Source organism: Georgenia subflava (assembly GCF_009193155.1).
GTDB classification, from domain to species: domain Bacteria; phylum Actinomycetota; class Actinomycetes; order Actinomycetales; family Actinomycetaceae; genus Georgenia; species Georgenia subflava.
In genome coordinates this window covers 355,798-372,516 of record NZ_VUKD01000003.1, presented here as the reverse complement: position 1 = coordinate 372,516, position 16,719 = coordinate 355,798, and the positions used below count along the sequence as shown (strand labels likewise).

At 73.6% G+C, this 16,719-nt stretch carries 16 protein-coding genes; 14 read left to right on the top strand and 2 right to left on the bottom strand.

Annotation, left to right across the window (positions count from 1 at the left end; genetic code table 11):
• Window position 1 precedes the first annotated feature (1 nt).
• The 14 genes from GD748_RS11775 to nusB all read left to right on the top strand — a co-directional run bounded on the left by GD748_RS11775 (window position 2) and on the right by nusB (window position 13,836).
• Window positions 2–358, top strand: coding sequence for a DUF948 domain-containing protein (locus tag GD748_RS11775; RefSeq protein ID WP_152195392.1), 357 nt, complete (start codon window positions 2–4; stop codon window positions 356–358).
• Complete coding sequence (locus tag GD748_RS11770; RefSeq protein WP_152195391.1) at window positions 355–660, top strand: hypothetical protein; 306 nt, start codon at window positions 355–357, stop codon at window positions 658–660. Before GD748_RS11775 ends, GD748_RS11770 begins: the two co-directional genes overlap by 4 nt.
• A 78-nt stretch (window positions 661–738) precedes the next feature.
• A complete protein-coding gene (gene alaS, locus GD748_RS11765) occupies window positions 739–3,441 on the top strand; it encodes an alanine--tRNA ligase (protein WP_152195390.1) in 2,703 nt (900 codons plus the stop codon).
• Complete coding sequence (gene ruvX, locus GD748_RS11760; protein WP_152195389.1) at window positions 3,438–3,962, top strand: Holliday junction resolvase RuvX; 525 nt, start codon at window positions 3,438–3,440, stop codon at window positions 3,960–3,962. Before alaS ends, ruvX begins: the two co-directional genes overlap by 4 nt.
• Window positions 3,959–5,122 carry an endolytic transglycosylase MltG gene (gene mltG / locus GD748_RS11755; RefSeq protein ID WP_152195388.1) on the top strand — a complete coding sequence of 388 codons (1,164 nt, stop codon included), beginning with the start codon at window positions 3,959–3,961 and terminating at the stop codon, window positions 5,120–5,122. Before ruvX ends, mltG begins: the two co-directional genes overlap by 4 nt.
• 360 nt (window positions 5,123–5,482) lie before the next feature.
• On the top strand, window positions 5,483–6,469 hold the full coding sequence (locus GD748_RS11750) for a shikimate dehydrogenase (protein ID WP_152195387.1): 987 nt from the start codon (window positions 5,483–5,485) through the stop codon (window positions 6,467–6,469).
• Window positions 6,459–7,199 (top strand): prepilin peptidase, encoded by a 741-nt coding sequence (locus GD748_RS11745; protein ID WP_152195386.1) that lies wholly within the window; start codon window positions 6,459–6,461, stop codon window positions 7,197–7,199. Before GD748_RS11750 ends, GD748_RS11745 begins: the two co-directional genes overlap by 11 nt.
• 331 nt (window positions 7,200–7,530) lie before the next feature.
• Window positions 7,531–8,745 (top strand): chorismate synthase, encoded by a 1,215-nt coding sequence (aroC, locus tag GD748_RS11740; RefSeq protein WP_152195385.1) that lies wholly within the window; start codon window positions 7,531–7,533, stop codon window positions 8,743–8,745.
• 129 nt (window positions 8,746–8,874) lie between these two features.
• Entirely contained in the window at window positions 8,875–10,656 is a 1,782-nt protein-coding gene (gene aroB / locus GD748_RS20210; RefSeq protein WP_152195384.1) for a 3-dehydroquinate synthase, read from the top strand.
• 218 nt (window positions 10,657–10,874) lie between these two features.
• Window positions 10,875–11,396, top strand: coding sequence for a shikimate kinase (locus GD748_RS11730; RefSeq protein WP_193312922.1), 522 nt, complete (start codon window positions 10,875–10,877; stop codon window positions 11,394–11,396).
• A 218-nt stretch (window positions 11,397–11,614) separates the two neighbouring features.
• A complete protein-coding gene (locus GD748_RS11725; RefSeq protein WP_152195382.1) occupies window positions 11,615–12,241 on the top strand; it encodes a hypothetical protein in 627 nt (208 codons plus the stop codon).
• Window positions 12,238–12,618, top strand: a complete 381-nt coding sequence (locus GD748_RS11720; RefSeq protein ID WP_152195381.1) for a hypothetical protein — start codon at window positions 12,238–12,240, stop codon at window positions 12,616–12,618. Before GD748_RS11725 ends, GD748_RS11720 begins: the two co-directional genes overlap by 4 nt.
• An 85-nt stretch (window positions 12,619–12,703) precedes the next feature.
• Entirely contained in the window at window positions 12,704–13,267 is a 564-nt protein-coding gene (gene efp / locus GD748_RS11715) for an elongation factor P (protein ID WP_152195380.1), read from the top strand.
• Between the two features lie 146 nt (window positions 13,268–13,413).
• Entirely contained in the window at window positions 13,414–13,836 is a 423-nt protein-coding gene (gene nusB, locus GD748_RS11710; protein WP_152195379.1) for a transcription antitermination factor NusB, read from the top strand.
• Window positions 13,837–13,942: 106 nt separating this feature from the next.
• Here the strand turns inward: nusB and GD748_RS11705 are convergent, their stop codons facing one another.
• Window positions 13,943–14,593, bottom strand: a complete 651-nt coding sequence (locus GD748_RS11705; RefSeq protein ID WP_152195378.1) for a response regulator transcription factor — start codon at window positions 14,591–14,593, stop codon at window positions 13,943–13,945.
• Complete coding sequence (locus GD748_RS11700; protein WP_152195377.1) at window positions 14,590–16,560, bottom strand: sensor histidine kinase; 1,971 nt, start codon at window positions 16,558–16,560, stop codon at window positions 14,590–14,592. The genes GD748_RS11705 and GD748_RS11700 overlap by 4 nt, the downstream gene beginning before the upstream one ends.
• Between the last annotated feature and the right edge of the window lie 159 nt (window positions 16,561–16,719).

Sequence of the window (16,719 nt, the reverse complement as noted above, 5' to 3'; positions counted from 1 at the left end):
CATGTCCGTCGGTGACATCGCCGGTCTCGTCGCGGCGCTGGCGTTCGTCGCGCTGGTGATCTTCCTCGCCGTGCCCCTGCTCAAGCTCGGCAAGGTCCTCGACGAGGCGCGGGGCACCGTCAGGCAGCTGACGGACCACACGCTGCCCGCGATCGACGAGGCCGCCCAGACGATCCGCGCGACCAACGGCCAGCTCGCGAAGGTGGACACCATCACCACGTCGGCCGCCCAGGTCACCGAGGACGTCTCCGCCCTCACCACGCTCGTCTCCGCGACGGTCGGCGGCCCGCTCATCAAGCTCTCGGCCTTCTCCTATGCGGTGCGCAGCGTGCTCGGCAGGAAGGACCGGTCCCGGTGAGCCCCAAGCTCCTGATCGGCCTCGGCCTGCTCGGGGTCGCCGTCGCCGGCACCGCCGTCGTGCTCGCCGCCGGCAGGGCACCCTCGGTGCTGGACCGGCTGCGCAACCTGCCGCAGGACTTCACCGCCGCCTACCGGGAGCGGGAGGCCGAGCTCCGCGCCGCCCTGCTGCCCGACGACGCCGCCGTGGCCGCCGCCCGCGCCGACGTCGCCGCCCGGCGCAGCGCCGGGCGTCACCTCGGCGCCGTGCCGTCGGGCGCCGTCTCGCCCGACGACGCCGACGACCTGCCCTACGAGTTCTGACCCGGGCGAGCCGCCCGACCTGCCGCCGGCGGACCGCGACCGCCGGCCCGCCGACACCGACACGTAACCTGAGGAACCATGCGCACCGCTGAGATCCGCACCCGCTGGCTGGACTACTTCGCCAAGCACGACCACGAGATCGTGCCGAGCGCGTCGCTGGTCTCGCCCGACCCGTCGATCCTCTTCACGATCGCGGGCATGGTGCCGTTCATCCCGTACATCGTGGGCACCGAGAAGGCCCCGTGGCCGCGGGCGGCGAGCGTGCAGAAGTGCATCCGCACCAACGACATCGACAACGTCGGCAAGACCACCCGGCACGGCACGTTCTTCCAGATGAACGGCAACTTCTCCTTCGGCGACTACTTCAAGGACGGCGCCGTCGACCTCGCCTGGGAGCTGCTCACCGGGTCGCAGGCCGACGGCGGCTACGGCCTGGACGGCGACCGGCTGTGGGTGACCATCTGGGACCAGGACGCCGAGGCCCTCGACGCCCTCACGCGCGTCGGCGTCGACCCCGCGCACATCGTCCGCCTGCCCCGCGAGGAGAACTTCTGGGACACCGGCCAGCCCGGACCGGCCGGCCCCTGCGCGGAGTTCCACTACGACCGCGGCCCCCAGTACGGCCCCGACGCCGTCGGCGGCACCGTCGACCCCGGCGGGGACCGCTACCTCGAGATCTGGAACCTCGTCTTCGACCAGTTCCTCCGCGGCGAGGGCCGCGGCAAGGACTACCCGCTGCTCGGCGAGCTCGAGCACAAGTCGATCGACACGGGCCTCGGCCTGGAGCGGGTGGCGTACCTGCTCCAGGGCAAGGAGAACATGTACGAGATCGACGAGGTCTTCCCCGTCGTCTCCGCCGCCGAGGAGCTCTCCGGCAAGACCTACACCCTCGGGGCCAACAGCCAGGCGGCCGACGACGTGCGGATGCGCGTGGTCGCCGACCACGTGCGCTCGGCGCTGATGCTCATCGGCGACGGCGTCCGCCCCGCCAACGACGGTCGCGGCTACGTGCTGCGCCGCCTCATCCGCCGCGCGGTGCGCTCCATGCGCCTGCTCGGCGTCGACGAGGCGACCCTGCCGGTGCTGCTGCCCATCTCCAAGGACGCCATGAAGGCCTCCTACCCGGAGCTGGAGACCGACTTCGCCCGCATCTCCCAGGTGGCCTACGAGGAGGAGGAGGCGTTCCGCCGCACGCTCGCCGCGGGCACCACGATCCTCGACACCGCCGTCGCCAAGGCCAAGAAGACCTCGTCCGCCGCGCCGGTCCTCGCCGGCGCCGAGGCCTTCGCGCTGCACGACACCTACGGCTTCCCCATCGACCTGACCCTGGAGATGGCGGCCGAGCACGGCGTGAGCGTCGACGAGACGGGCTTCCGCTCGCTCATGGACGACCAGCGCCAGCGCGCCCGCGCCGACGCCCTGGCCAAGAAGACCGGCCACGTCGACACCTCGCTGTACGCCGACCTGCGCCAGCGCCTGGACGGCCCGGTGCAGTTCCTCGGCTACACCGACGCCACCGCCGAGGCCCGGGTCGTGGGCCTGCTCGTCGACGGCGTCCCCGCCCCGGCCGCGACCGCGCCGGCCGACGTCGAGGTCGTCCTCGACCGGACCCCGTTCTACGCCGAGGCCGGCGGCCAGCTGGCCGACCAGGGCACGATCGCGTTCGCCGGCGGCGGGATCGTCGACGTCGCGGACGTCCAGGCCCCCATCAAGGGGCTCTCCGTGCACCGCGGCCGGCTCACCGAGGGCAGCCTGACGCTGGACGAGAAGGGCGTCGCGGCCATCGACACCACCCGGCGCAAGGCGATCGCGCGCGCCCACACGGCCACCCACATGGTGCACAAGGCCCTGCACGAGCAGCTCGGCGAGCAGGCCACCCAGGCCGGCTCCGAGAACGCGCCCTCGCGCCTGCGGTTCGACTTCCGGCACGGCTCCGCCGTCCCGGCGCCGGTGCTCGGCGAGATCGAGGAGCGGGTGAACGCCCAGCTCGCCGAGAACCTCGAGGTCACCGACGAGATCATGGACATCGACGAGGCCCGCGCCGCCGGCGCCATGGCCCTGTTCGGCGAGAAGTACGGCCGCAACGTACGCGTGGTCTCCATCGGCGGCGACTGGTCGAAGGAGCTGTGCGGCGGCACCCACGTGCCCACCACCGGCAACCTCGGGCTGGTCACCCTCCTCGGCGAGGCCTCCATCGGCTCCGGCGTGCGCCGCGTCGACGCCCTCGTAGGCGCCGGTGCCTACGGATTCCAGGCCAAGGAGCACGCCCTCGTCGGCCAGGTCACCACGCTGCTCGGCGGACGCCCCGAGGAGCTGCCCGAGCGGGTCAGCTCGCTGATGAGCAAGCTCAAGGCCGCCGAGAAGGAGCTCGCCTCGCTGCGCCAGGGCCAGCTGCTCGCCCAGGCGGGCCGGGTCGCCGACGAGGCGGCCCAGGTCGGCACCGCCCGGGTCGTCACGCACGACGCCGGCGAGGTCGCCTCGGCCGACGACCTGCGCACCCTCGCACTGGACGTGCGCTCCCGGCTCGGTGACGCCGCCGCCTCGGTGGTCGCCGTCGGCGGCGTCGCGAAGGGCCGCCCGCTCGTGGTGGTCGCCACCAACGCCGACGCCCGCACCGCCGGCGTGCGTGCCGGCGCGCTCGTCCGGACCGCCGCCACGACCCTCGGCGGCGGCGGTGGTGGCAAGGACGACGTCGCCCAGGGGGGCGGGACGGACGCCGCCAGGCTGAGCGAGGCCCTCGCCGCCGTCCGGGACGAGGTCGCGTCCCTGCTGACCGCATGACGGGCGGCGACCCGGCCGACGGGCCGGCCGCGCTGCGCCGCGGCGTCCGGATCGGGATCGACGTGGGGTCCGTGCGCATCGGCGTGGCACGCTGCGACGCCGCGGGGATCCTCGCGACGCCGGTGCGCACGGTCGCCCGGCGCAAGGACGGCGCCGACCTCGCCGAGATCGTCTCTCTCGTCGGCGAGCACGAGGCCGTCGAGGTGCTGGTCGGGCTGCCGCGCAGCCTCTCCGGACGCGAAGGTCCCGCCGCGGATGCCGCGCGCGGGTACGCTGTCCGGGTTGCGGCCGCCCTGGACCCTCTACCCGTGCGCCTCGTCGACGAACGGCTGACCACCGTCAGCGCCCACCAGGCGCTGCACGCCTCCGGTCGCCCGGGACGCCGGCACCGGGACGTGGTGGACCAGGTCGCCGCGGTCATGATCGTGGAGCAGGCACTCGAGGTCGAGCGACGCACCGGAGCCCCCGCCGGTGAGCTGGTCGTGCCCGACGTGCCCGCTGGGAACGAGGAGAGCGAGTGAACGACCTCTTTGTCGACGGCGCCCCTGGGGAGGCGTCGTCGGAGCCGCGGCGCGAGCGTCGGGAGCACCGGCGTGCCCGGGAGGTCCGGCGCAAGCAGCGGCGCCGCCGCTCGGCGGTGGTGCTCACTCTGACCGTGGTCGTCGTCGCCGTCCTGGCGATCTGGGCGTTCCCGCAGGTGCGGGACATGGTCACCAGCCGCCCCACGACCGCCGCGGAGGACTACCCGGGTCCTGGCTCGGGCGAGGTCGAGGTGGTGATCCCCTCGGGTGCGTCGGGCCAGGAGATCGGCTCGGTGCTCGAGGAGGAGGGCGTCGTCGCCTCGGTGCGGGCGTTCACCACAGCCTTCGCGGAGAACGTCAACGCCCCGCGCATCCAGCCCGGGACGTACACGCTCCTGCAGGAGATGGCGGCGGCCGACGCCGTGGCCGCCCTGCTCGACCCGGCCAACAAGGCCGAGGTCACCATCACGGTGCCCGAGGGCTTCCAGGCGATGCAGGTGTACGAACGCATCGCGAACGTCGCCGAGATCCCGCTCGAGGACGTCCAGGCCGCCGCCGAGGACCCCGAGCTCATCGGCCTGCCGGCCGAGGCCGGCGGCAACCCCGAGGGGTGGCTGGCCGCCGCGACCTACTCGTTCCAGCCGAGCGACGACGCCGCCACGATCCTCTCCACCATGGTCGCCCAGACGGTGGCCCGCCTGGACGAGCGCGACGTCCCGCAGGACCAGCGCCAGGAGGTGCTCACCAAGGCCTCGATCGTCGAGCGTGAGGTGAACCTGCCGGAGTACTACGGCCAGGTCGCGCGCGTCATCGACAACCGGCTCGAGGACACCGGACAGGTGAACGGTCGCCTGCAGATGGACTCCACCGTGCTGTACGGCGTCGGCAAGGTCGGCGGCGTTCCCACCCAGGCGGACCTGGACGACGACAACCCGTACAACACCTATCTCCACGCAGGACTGCCGCCCACGGCGATCGGTGCGCCGGGAGCGGCCGCCATCGACGCCGTCCTGACGGCGCCGGAGGGGGACTGGCTCTACTTCGCCACCGTCAACCTCGACACCGGTGAGACGAAGTTCGCCGCGACGCTGCAGGAGCACAACGCCAACGTCGCCGAGCTGCGCGCCTGGCTCGCGGAGAACCCGCAGACCGACGGGTGACAGGAGTCGGCACCTCGTGACCGGAGGCCGCCGCGGGGTGACACGAGTCAGGACCTCCTGACCGGTGGCCCCGGCAGGGGACACGAGTTGACCACCTGCAAACCGTGACCCCGAGGGGTGACACGAGTCAGCACCTCCTGACCGGTGGTCTCCTGGGCCGTGCGCCGGACGAGGTCGCCGAGGCGGTCGAGGCTGCCATCGGCCGTGCCATCGGGCACGAGCTGACGAGCAGGTCCGGCGAACGAGCGCCTTGAGCCGGCTGTGGACCTCGGCACCGTCCCACGGCCCCGGCTGGTAGAACTTGGCTGGCGGCCGGACGGTCGCGATCGACAGCACCACCGACTTGGAGGACCGACCCGCATGGCCGTCGGACAGGACCTCGCCGCGCCCGGTATCGACCGACGCTGCGCCGTGCTCGGCCACCCGGTGGGTCACTCGCTCTCGCCGACGCTGCACCGGGCCGCCTACGCACAGCTGGGTCTGGACGACTGGGGCTACGGGCTCCAGGACGTCACGGCCGACCAGCTGCCCGCCGTCGTCGACCAGCTCGACGCGAGCTGGGGCGGCCTGTCGCTGACGATGCCGCTCAAGCAGGCGATCATGCCGCTCCTGGACGCCGTCGACCCGCTCGCCGAGGTCACCGGAGCGGTGAACACCCTTGTCGTCCAGCCGGGGCGCGCGGGGCGCGCCGGGCCGTTGTCCGGGTTCAACACCGACGTCCACGGCATCGTCGCGACCCTCCGCGAGGCGGCACCGGCCGGCTGGCGTCCGCAGCGGGCGGTGGTGCTCGGCGCCCGCGCGACCGCGTCCTCCGCCCTCGCTGCGCTCGGCGAGCTGGGCTGCACACGCACGACCCTCGTGGCACGCAGCTTCGCCGGCCCGGGGAGCGCCGCAGTCGCCGCCCACCGCATGGGCGTCACGACCGAAAACGTCACCTGGTCCACGCCCGACGTGGCGGCCGACGCCGTCCTCGCCGCTGACGTGGTGATCTCCACCGTGCCCGCCGGGATCGCGGACCCGGTCTCTACCGTGATGCGCGACCGGCTGGCCGGCTCGCCGAACGCGCTGTCCGGTGCGGTCCTGCTCGACGTGGTCTACGACCCGTGGCCGACCCCTATCGACGAGGCATGGCAGGAGGCCGGCGGCACCGTCGCCCCGGGGTGGGGGATGCTGCTGCACCAGGCGGAGGCGCAGGTCCGGCTGATGACGGGCAGGACCCCCGACGTGGAGGTCATGCGCGACGCTCTCGTCGGCGAGCTGGCGCGGCGCTCCGCCGGGGGAGAGGTGCTGAGCTCGCCACCACCGTTCACGCTGCCCGCGGACCGCAAGGACAGGCATGCCGGCTGAGCCGGCCAAGAAGGTCGACACGTCGGCCGAGGTGCCGGCCAAGAAGGTCGACACGTCGGCCGAGAGGGTCGACACGGCGGCCGAGGCGGCGGCCGAGAAGGTCGGCACGGCGGCCGAGGCGCCGGCAAAGAAGGTCGGCATCTCTGCAGCAGCGCCTGGACGGGCACGCGTCCGCGCCAACCTGCGCCCGCTCGACGGAGCGATCGCCCTCCTCCTGATGATCCTCGCGGCCGTCGGTCTGACCGGCCAGCCTTGGTCCGTCGTGCTGACCGGCGCCGCGCTGACCGCGGCGGCGACGTTGCTCGCCGTCATCGACGTGCGCACCCACCGGCTCCCGGACCGCCTGGTGCTCGTGGGGCTGGCGATCGTCGCCGTCGGTCTCACGCTCGCTGCCGTGCTGACCGGGGGCTGGCCGGCGCTCGGCCGGGCCGGACTCGCGGGCGCCGTCTCAGGGCTGGTGTACCTCGCGCTCGCGCTGCTGCGCACCGGCGGGCTCGGCCTCGGTGACGTCAAGGTGGGTGCCGTCGTCGGGGTGTGGCTGGGCTGGTTCGGATGGACAGCCGTCGTGGCGGGCGTGCTCGCCACGTTCATCCTCGGTGGGGTCTTCGCCGCGGTGCTGCTGCTGACGCGGCGGGCACACCGGCGCAGCGCCGTCGCGCTCGGCCCGTGGCTGTTCCTCGGCGCCGCTGCGGCCACCGCGCTGCATATCGGCGGCCACCTGCTGCACTGAGTGGCGCACCAGCAGCGCAGCGCGGCGCCCGGTACGAACAGGCCTCACCACGAGCCTCCTGGCGTCAACCCACATCCACCCTCCAATTCGCACCGGCGGTGGCCGTCCCGACAACGTCGTCGGCCGTTCCGACAGCGTCGGTGGCCGTCCCGACAGCATCCGTCCCGACCAAAGTCGTCGGCTGTCCCGACAGCGTCCGTTGGCCGTCCCGACGACGTGGCCGCCGTCCCACAACGAGGCCGTCCCAACAACGTGGCCGTCCCGACGACATCGGGTTGCCGATCGTGGACGCCATCCGGGCGACGTGTCTCGCCGTGGCAGGATCGGGGCCATGCTCAGATGGTTGACCGCAGGTGAGTCGCACGGCCCCGCCCTCGTCGGCGTCCTCGAGGGCGTGCCGGCCGGCGTGGAGGTGACCTCCGCCGACATCCGGGCCGCCCTCGCCCGGCGGCGACTCGGCCACGGGCGCGGCTCGCGCATGAAGTTCGAGCAGGACGAGGTGCGCATCCTCGGCGGCGTGCGGCACGGCCAGACCATGGGCGGCCCCGTGGCGGTCGAGATCGGCAACACCGAGTGGCCCAAGTGGGAGACGGTCATGTCCGCCGACCCCGTCCCCGCCGAGTCCCTCCTGATCGACGCCGGCACCGGTGACGAGCGGGAGGTCGCCCGCAACCGGCCGCTCACGCGTCCCCGTCCCGGCCACGCGGACCTCGTCGGCATGCAGAAGTACGATCTGGACGACGCCCGCCCGGTTCTCGAGCGGGCCAGCGCCCGTGAGACCGCGGCCCGGGTCGCCCTGGGAACGGTGGCGGCCGCGCTGCTCGAGCAGGTCGCCGGCGTCCGCCTCGTCTCGCACGTCGTCGCGATCGGCCCAGTCGCCACGCCCGAGGACGCACCGCTGCCCGGGCCCGACGACGTCGCCGCCCTGGACGCCGACCCCGTGCGCTGCCTCGACCCCGCCTCCTCGGCCGCGATGGTGGCCGAGATCGACCAGTGCCAGCGCGACGGCGACACCGTCGGCGGCGTCGTCGAGGTCCTCGCCTACGGCCTGCCGCCCGGCCTCGGCTCGCACGTCTCGGGCGACCGCCGGCTCGATTCGCGCCTCGCCGGCGCGGTCATGGGCATCCAGGCTGTCAAGGGCGTCGAGATCGGTGACGGCTTCCGCACGGCAGCCCGCCGCGGCAGCGTCGCGCACGACGAGATCGTCTCGGCCGACGGTCGGCTGCGCCGTGCGACGAACCGTGCCGGCGGCACCGAGGGAGGCATGAGCAACGGCGAGGTGCTGCGCGTGCGTGCGGCGATGAAGCCGATCTCCACCGTGCCGCGCGCCCTGGCCACCGTCGACGTCACCACCGGCGAGCCGGCGAAGGCCATCCACCAGCGCTCGGACGTGTGCGCCGTGCCGCCCGCTGCCGTGGTCGCCGAGGCGATGGTCGCCCTCGTCCTCGCCCAGGCGCTGCTCGAGAAGGTCGGCGGGGACTCCGTCGGGGAGGCGGCCCGCAACCTGCGCGGCTACCTCGACGCCATCCCCGAGACGCGCCGCTGAGCCCGGCCGCGGGCCGGACGCGGTGCGTCGACCTCGCCCGGCGGTGCACGCGCGATCATGAGTGCAGCCTGCCGACTGGGGACTGAGACCGTCGGCTCCGGCCCCGCGCCGCGGCGGTAGCGTGACCGCGTGACCAGTCCCCACGTCGTCCTCGTCGGCCCGCCCGGTGCGGGCAAGACCACCGTCGGTGGGCTGCTCGCCCGCGCCCTCCACGTCGAGCTGTACGACGCCGACGCCGAGGTCGAGCGCACCGCGGGCACCACCATCCCCGAGCTGTTCCGCACCCACGGGGAGGAGCACTTCCGCCACCTGGAGCACGAGACGGTCACCCGGCTGCTCGCCACCGACGCCGTTGTCTCGCTCGGCGGCGGTGCCGTGCTGCACCCCGGCACGCGCGAGGCACTGCGCGGGCACACGGTGGTCTACCTCGACGTCGACGTGGAGGAGGCCCTGGTACGGGTGTCCCGGTCCGAGGAGCGGCCCCTGCTCGCCGGCGACCCCGCCGCGCGGCTCGCCGCGCTCGTCGCCGAACGGCGTCCCGTCTACGAAGCCGTGGCGACCGCCGTCGTGCGTACGAACGACCGCAGCCCGCAGAACGTGGCGGAGGAGATCCTCGCTCTGCTGTCCGCCCGTGCGCGGCACACCGCCTCGACCACAGCTGCGGCCGGCAGCCCGGCACCGGTCGGCGACCCCGCACCGGCGGACACCCCGACACCTGCCGGCAGCACCGTGCCGGCAGGCACGGCAGGGGACGCGGGGGGTCGCACCAGCGACGCGGAGACCGCTGGCCGCATCGGCGTCCCCGGAGCACCTGGCCGCATCGGCGTCCCCGGAGCGCCCGGCCGCATCAGCGTCGCCGGAGCGAACCCGTACGACGTCGTCGTCGGTCACGATCTCGGCGCCGAGGTCGTCGACCTTGTCGGCTCCGACGCGTCCCGGGTGCTCGTCGTGCACGCCCCCGCCACCGTCGACCGGGCCCGACGGCTGGGCGACGCCCTGAGCGCGGCCGGCCGCGAGGTCGTCCTCCACGAGGTGCCCGACGCCGAGGCGGCCAAGACGATCGACGTCGTCGCCCGCTGCTGGGACCGGCTGGGCGAGCACCGTTTCGGCCGGCAGGACGTGGTGGTCGCCGTCGGCGGCGGTGCCACGACCGACGTCGCCGGCTTCGTGGCCGCCTCCTGGCTACGCGGTGTCCGTCTCGTCAACGTCCCCACCACCCTCCTCGGCATGGTCGACGCCGCGCTCGGCGGCAAGACCGGCATCAACACGGCCGCCGGCAAGAACCTCGTCGGTGCGTTCCACCCGCCCGCCGGGGTAGTCTGCGACCTTGCCGCGCTGACGACCCTGCCGGCCGCGGACCTGCGCGCCGGGCTCGCCGAGGTGGTCAAGGCAGGCTTCATCGCCGACGAGAGGATCCTCGACCTGGTGGAGGCGGACGGTGGCGCGGCCGCCCAGGACCCCGCGTCACCGGTCCTGCGCGAGCTCGTCCAGCGTGCCGTCGCCGTCAAGGCGCGGGTGGTGGGGGAGGACCTGCGTGAGGCCGGGCTGCGCGAGATCCTCAACTACGGGCACACGCTCGCCCACGCCATCGAACGGACCGAGGCCTACTCCTGGCGCCACGGCGATGCCGTCGCCGTCGGGATGGTGTTCGCCGCCGAGCTTGCCCACGCCGCGGGAATGCTCGACGCAGCAGTGGTGGACCGTCACCGCAAGGTGCTCAGCCTCCTGGGGCTACCCACGACCTACCGCGGCGACCGCTGGCCGGAGCTCCACGACGCCATGGCCCGGGACAAGAAGGTGCGCGACGACGCGCTGCGGTTCGTGGTGCTGACGGACATCGCCGAACCGACGGTCCTGCGCGCACCGACCCCCGAGCAGCTCCGGGCCGCCTACTCTGCGGTGAGCGCATGAGCGACGGGGAGCACATGGGCGACGCTGCACACGACAGCGGCGATGCTCGAGGCAACGGCACTGCACACGACAGTGGCAGTGCACACGGGAACGGCAGTGCACATGACAGCGGCAGTGCACACGGGAACGGCAGTGCACATGACAGCGGCAGTGCACACATCCACCGGGATGCAGGAACGAACGACGATGGTCGCGCGGGCGGCGGTTACGGTGTGGGCGTGAGCATCCCGCGTCTCGTCCTCGTCGGTCCGCCCGGCGCCGGTAAGTCGGCCGTCGGAGCCGAGGCCGCCCAGCGGCTCGCCGTGCCCTTCGTCGACACCGACACCGTCCTGGCGGAGCGGTCCGGCACCAGCGTCGGAGAGCTGTTCGTCGACCTCGGCGAGGAACGCTTCCGGGAGCTGGAGGAGCAGATCGTGGCCGAGGCCCTCGCCGCGGACGGCGTGGTCGCCCTGGGCAGCGGTGCCGTCGAACGGGCGGCTTCCCGCCTCGAGCGGTACGTGGCCGACGGGGGCACCGTCGTCTTCCTCGACGTCTCCCTGGCCGCGGGCATGCCGCGCGTCGGTCTGAACGCGCCGCGCTCGGTCGCCCTCGGCAGCCCTCGCTCCCAGTTCTCCTCGATGGCCGCCCGGCGCCGCCCTGCCTACGAGGCGGTGGCCGCGGCGGTGGTGGACACCTCCGGGACCGATGTCGGTGACGCCACCGACGCGGTGCTCGCGGTGCTCGAGCGGCCGCGAAACTGATCCGTCCAGACCCACAAGGACAGTCCCGGGCCGCGGTGCCCGTCCTGACTGCGGCGGATACCTGCCCCAAGCACATGGCGTGACCTGGCGGCTCGACCACGAGATGCCAGATCACTCACAAGGCATCCGGCTTTCCAAGATCCGTGGCGCGTCCTTGATCACGTTTGGTCAAGTCAGCAGCCTTGATACATGAGGATCAAGTCTGTAGCCTTACAGGCATGTTCGTCCTCACGGCAGATCAGAACGCCAGCACGCGCCACGGCGACAAGGTCGAGGACCTTCTCGCCTCCCTCGGTACGTGGTCGACAGAGCACGCCGACGCGCTGGCACTCCCGCTCGAGCGCACGGTCGGCGACGAGGTACAGACCGTGCTGACCCGTGCCGACGCCGCTCTGGACCTCGCCCTCCATCTGATGCGCCTGGGCGAGTGGGCCGTCGGAATCGGTGCCGGGCAGGTGCACGAGCCCCTCGGGACGTCCTCGCGCGCAAGCTCCGGACCTGCGTTCGTCCATGCCCGCGCCGCCGTCGAGCGCGCCCGTGGACGCGGCGAACCGGCTCCTGTCGTCGTGGCCGGCGACGACGAGGCCGCCGCACGGGAGGCGACCGCCCTCGTCCAGCTGCTCGCCTCAGTGGTCCGGCGCCGTTCCGCCGCCGGCTGGGAGGCCGCCGACCTCCTCCGCCCCGACGTGCGGCAGAAGGACGTGGCCAACACGCTCGACATCTCCGAGCAGGCGGTCAGCCAACGGGTACGGTCGGCCCTGCTGGAGGAGGAGCTGCAGGTGCGCCCGCTCGCCGCCGGGCTGATCGCCCGTGCCGCGGGGGAGCGCGGAGGGGAGGACGCGTGACATCGGACACGCTCGCCGTCGTCGGCGTCGTCCTCGCCGTCCTGACCGTCTCGGTCGCCGTGGGCCGGCTGCTCGTCTGGGCGGTGCTGCGCCGCGTCGAGCCCGGCCCCGCCGTCGCGGGCGTGCTGCGCGGCGGCACCTGGATCGGCATGCTCGAGCGTCTGGCGATCACCGGCTCGGTGCTCGCGGGCTTCCCGGAGGCGGTCGCCGTCGTCCTCGCGGTCAAGGGCCTCGGCCGCTACCCGGAGCTGCGAGAGGCCCATCCGGACCGCCGCAGCCCGGCCGCCGAACGCTTCATCATCGGCACGCTCGCGAGCTACACCTGGGCCGGGCTGACCGGCGTCGTCGGCGTCCTGTGGCTCGGCGCGGTATCCTGAGCGCCGCCGAACGGCCCCTGGGACCGCCGCGTCACCGCGCGGCCGTTCGCCCCATCCGAACCCGATACTCAAGGACGGCCCACGCATGGCTTCGACCAACGACCTGAAGAACGGTCTGGTGCTCAACATCGACGGACAGCTCTGGTCCGTCGTCGAGTTCCAGCACGTCAAGCCCGGCAAGGGGCCAGCCTTCGTCCGCACGAAGCTCAAGAACGTCCTGTCCGGCAAGACCGTGGACAAGACCTTCAACGCCGGCGTCAAGGTCGACACCGCGACGGTGGACCGCCGTGACATGCAGTACCTGTACAAGGACGGCACCGACTTCGTCTTCATGGACTCCTCGACCTACGAGCAGATCCCGATCCCGCCGGAGACCGTCGGCGACGCCGCGAACTTCCTCCTGGAGAACCAGGACGTCATCGTGGCCATGCACGAGGGCCAGGTCCTCTTCGTCGAGATGCCGGCCTCCGTCGTCATGGAGATCACCTACACCGAGCCCGGCCTGCAGGGCGACCGCTCCTCGGCCGGCACCAAGCCCGCCACCATCGCCACCGGCTACGAGATCCAGGTGCCCCTGTTCCTCGAGACCGGCACCAAGGTCAAGGTCGACACGCGCTCGGGGGACTACCTCGGCCGCGTCAACGACTGACCCACCGCGACCGCGCCGCTCCACCCGCCCCGGCGGGGGAGCGGCCCCCCGCGCCAGCACGCCGACCGACACGTCAGTACGCCGACCGACACCTCGGCACGCCGACCCAACCGCGCCCACCGGCGCGGCATCGAGAGAGGACCTCCGTGGCCGCACGCACCAAGGCCCGCCGCCGGGCGCTGGACGTCCTGTTCGAGGCCGACCAGAAGGGCAAGGACTCGGCCGACGAGCTCCTCGAGCTGCTCGAGCAGCGCATGCACGTCACCGTGGCACAGGGGTCCTTCCCCCAGTACGCGGTCGACATCGTCGAGGGGGTCGCGGCGCACCGGGCCGAGCTCGACGAGCTCCTCAGCACCTACTCCCAGGGCTGGTCCCTGGACCGCATGCCCACGGTCGACAGGTGCATCCTGCGCCTGGGCGCGTGGGAGCTGCTGCACAACGACGACGTCCCGGACGCCGTCGCCGTCGACGAGGCCGTCCACCTGGCGGCCGAGCTGTCGACCGACGACTCGCCGGGTTTCGTCAACGGCCTCCTCGCCCGGCTCCTGGAGCTCAAGCCCACGCTCTGAGGGCCACTGGGCCGCGAGCCCCTCGCGCGACGCGGGCAGACCTGCGATCTCAAGGCGCGTCACGACGCGTCGCGCGACGCGGGCAAACATGCGGTCTTGAGGCGAATCACGACGGCGCACGCATGCCCGCGTCCCGCGCCCGTGCCACCGCGGCGGCCCGGTCACGGACCTGCAGCTTGGCGAGGGTCGCCGCGACGTTGTTACGCACCGTCTTCTCGGACAGACCGAGGCGCCGGGCGATCTCGTGGTTGCCGAGACCGGTGGCGACGAGGGAGAGCACCTGCTCCTCCCGCGGAGTGAGATCGGGGAAGGGACGCACCGCTGGGCCGCGGAGCGCGAGGAGCTCGCTGAGCCGCCGTCCCACCTCGGGGCCGTACACCGTGCCCCCGCCCGCCACGGTGAGGACCGCCCGGGCGATCTCGTCGCGGTCGGCGCCCTTGAGCAGGTAGCCCCGCGCACCTGCGCGTAGCGCGCCGAGCACGGCGTCGTCGTCGGCGTGCATGCTCAGGACGAGCACAGCCACCTCGGGGAACCGGGCGAGGATCAGTGCGATGGCGGTCTCTCCGCCGACGTTGGGCATGGTCAGGTCGGTGAGCACGACGTGCGGTCGGAGCTCGTCCACGAGCGCCACGAGCGTCCCGCCGTCAGAGGCGTCGCCGACCACCTCGATCTCGGTCACGGCCTCGAGAGCCGCCCGCAGCCCGTAGCGGAACATCGGGTGGTCGTCGGCGATCACCACGCGGACCGGTGGGGTCATGACGCGGCTCCCGGGGCCGCCGCCAGGACGGCGAGCGGGAGCGCCAGCGTGACCGTCGTCCCGCTGGGACCGGTGCCGACGTCGAGCCGTCCGCCGAGCAGGTCGGCCCGCTCACGCATCGAGGTGAGCCCGATCCCGGGGACAGCCCCGCGGGTGAACCCGGCACCGTCGTCCGCCACCCGCAGAGTCACCTCCGAGCCGTCGGCCCACAGGTCGACGGACGCTCGGGTGGCCCCGGAGTGGCGCAGCACGTTCGTGACCGCCTCGAGTGCGACGCGGTAGACCGCGTCCTCGACCGGAGCGTGCAGCCGGGGGAGCGCACCCACCGCGACGTCGACGGGGATCGGTGTGGCACCGATGCGGTCGCTGAGGGCGCGCGCGAGCCCACGCTCGGCGAGCGGGGCCGGGCGCAGGTCCTGGAGGATGCGGCGGACGTCGGTGATGGCGTCGGCGACCTCGCCGCGCAGCGTGCTGGTGAGCTCGGCGCGCGAGCGGTCCTGCGCCGCCAGGTCCTCCAACGCCTGCAGCCCGAGCCCGATACCGGTGAGTGCCGGCCCCAGGCCGTCGTGCAGGTCGCGGCGCAACCGGTCCCGTTCCTGCAGCCGGGCGTCGAGGACGGCGTTGCGCTGGTGCTCGAGCTCCGCGGCGAGGTCGAACGCACGCACGACGACGGCAACCTGGGTGGCCAGGACGACGAGCAGCCGCTCGTCGGCGGCGGAGTACCGCTCGCCCGGGCTGCGCGCCGCGAGACGGAGGACACCGAGGGGTTCTCCGCCCACCGTGAGCGGGACGGCGAGCGCGTCCGCGGCGTGCGACGCGCCCACCGCCGTCAGGACTGTGCCGTCCGGCCGGTCGATGCGGGCGCCGGTCGCCCGCACGGCCTCGCGCACCCCGGTGAGGACGGCGTCGAGCAGCTCGGTCGGCCCGGCAGTGGCCACCCGGTCACCCAGGTCCGCGACCGCGCCGAACGGGTCGGCACGCCGGCCGTAGAGCACGCGGTCCACCACGAGCTGGAGCCGGTCCCGCAGGGGCGTGAGCCCCACGGCGACGGCGGCTGCGGCGACCACGCCGGGCAGCGCCCCACCGGTCAGCCGTGCGCCGGTCACTGCGGCCACGAGCGCATGCGCGGCCACGATGCCCGCGGTGAGGACGGCGTACACCAGCCCGCGCCGCAGCACGATCTCGATGCCCAGCAGCCGGTAGCGCAGGATGCCGACGGCGGTCGCGGCCGGCAGCAGGTACAGACCGACGGCCTGCAGCCACTGCGCCGTCGTCGAGGACCCCAGAGCCTGGGTGAGCATGACGACGACGACCGCGGTCAGGAGCAACGCGAGCTGCTGGCGCTCCGGGCGCCGGGCCCGGGCCAGACGCACCACGCACAGGACCCAGACCGCCACGGTCGCGCTGAGATACACGGCCGCCGGTGCCCACACGAGCCACGCCGGCTGGGTCGAGCCGGGTGCGGGCGAGAACGGCCACGCCCAGGCGTCGTCGAGCCGGGACAGCAGCCACTGCGTCTGCATCATCGCCGCGCCCGCGACGACGACGGCGGCCGCCACGCGCGACACCCCTCGGGGCAGCTGCCCCGAGGGGTACAGCACGGGCAGCAGCCCGAGCAGGACGAAGATGAGGAAGCCGCCCGCGACGCTGAGGAGGAGCTCGCCCGGCCGGATCCAGGACGACTCGGCGCCCGGCGCGCGCAGTCGGGCGAGGGCGTCCGCGCTCAGGCTCAGCTGCGTCGTCGTGCCGACGACCAGGAACAGCCAACCCAGCACGTTGCGCGGACGCAGCCAGGTGAGCGTCGCGCCGACCACCGCCCACGAGAGTCCGACGACGGTCAGGGCCACGTGCAGGACGGTCACGTCGAGGGCGGCTCCGTGGCCTCCCCGGGCCTCCGCCCAGCCACCGCACACGGCGGCGACCAGGCTGACGGCAAGCAGCCCGGTGCCCACCGCTCGCGCTCGCATGGCGACATTCTGGGCCCTGTGCGCCCGCCGGGGTGCCCGTTGGGCGCCCGACCTCCCGGGCAGGTTGCCCGGCAGGTCGGGACCTGTGCCCCTGTCCCGACCGTCGGCGGGCGCGGCAGCCTCCTGCCACCACCGGGCGGGTGTTCCTCCCGGGAGAAG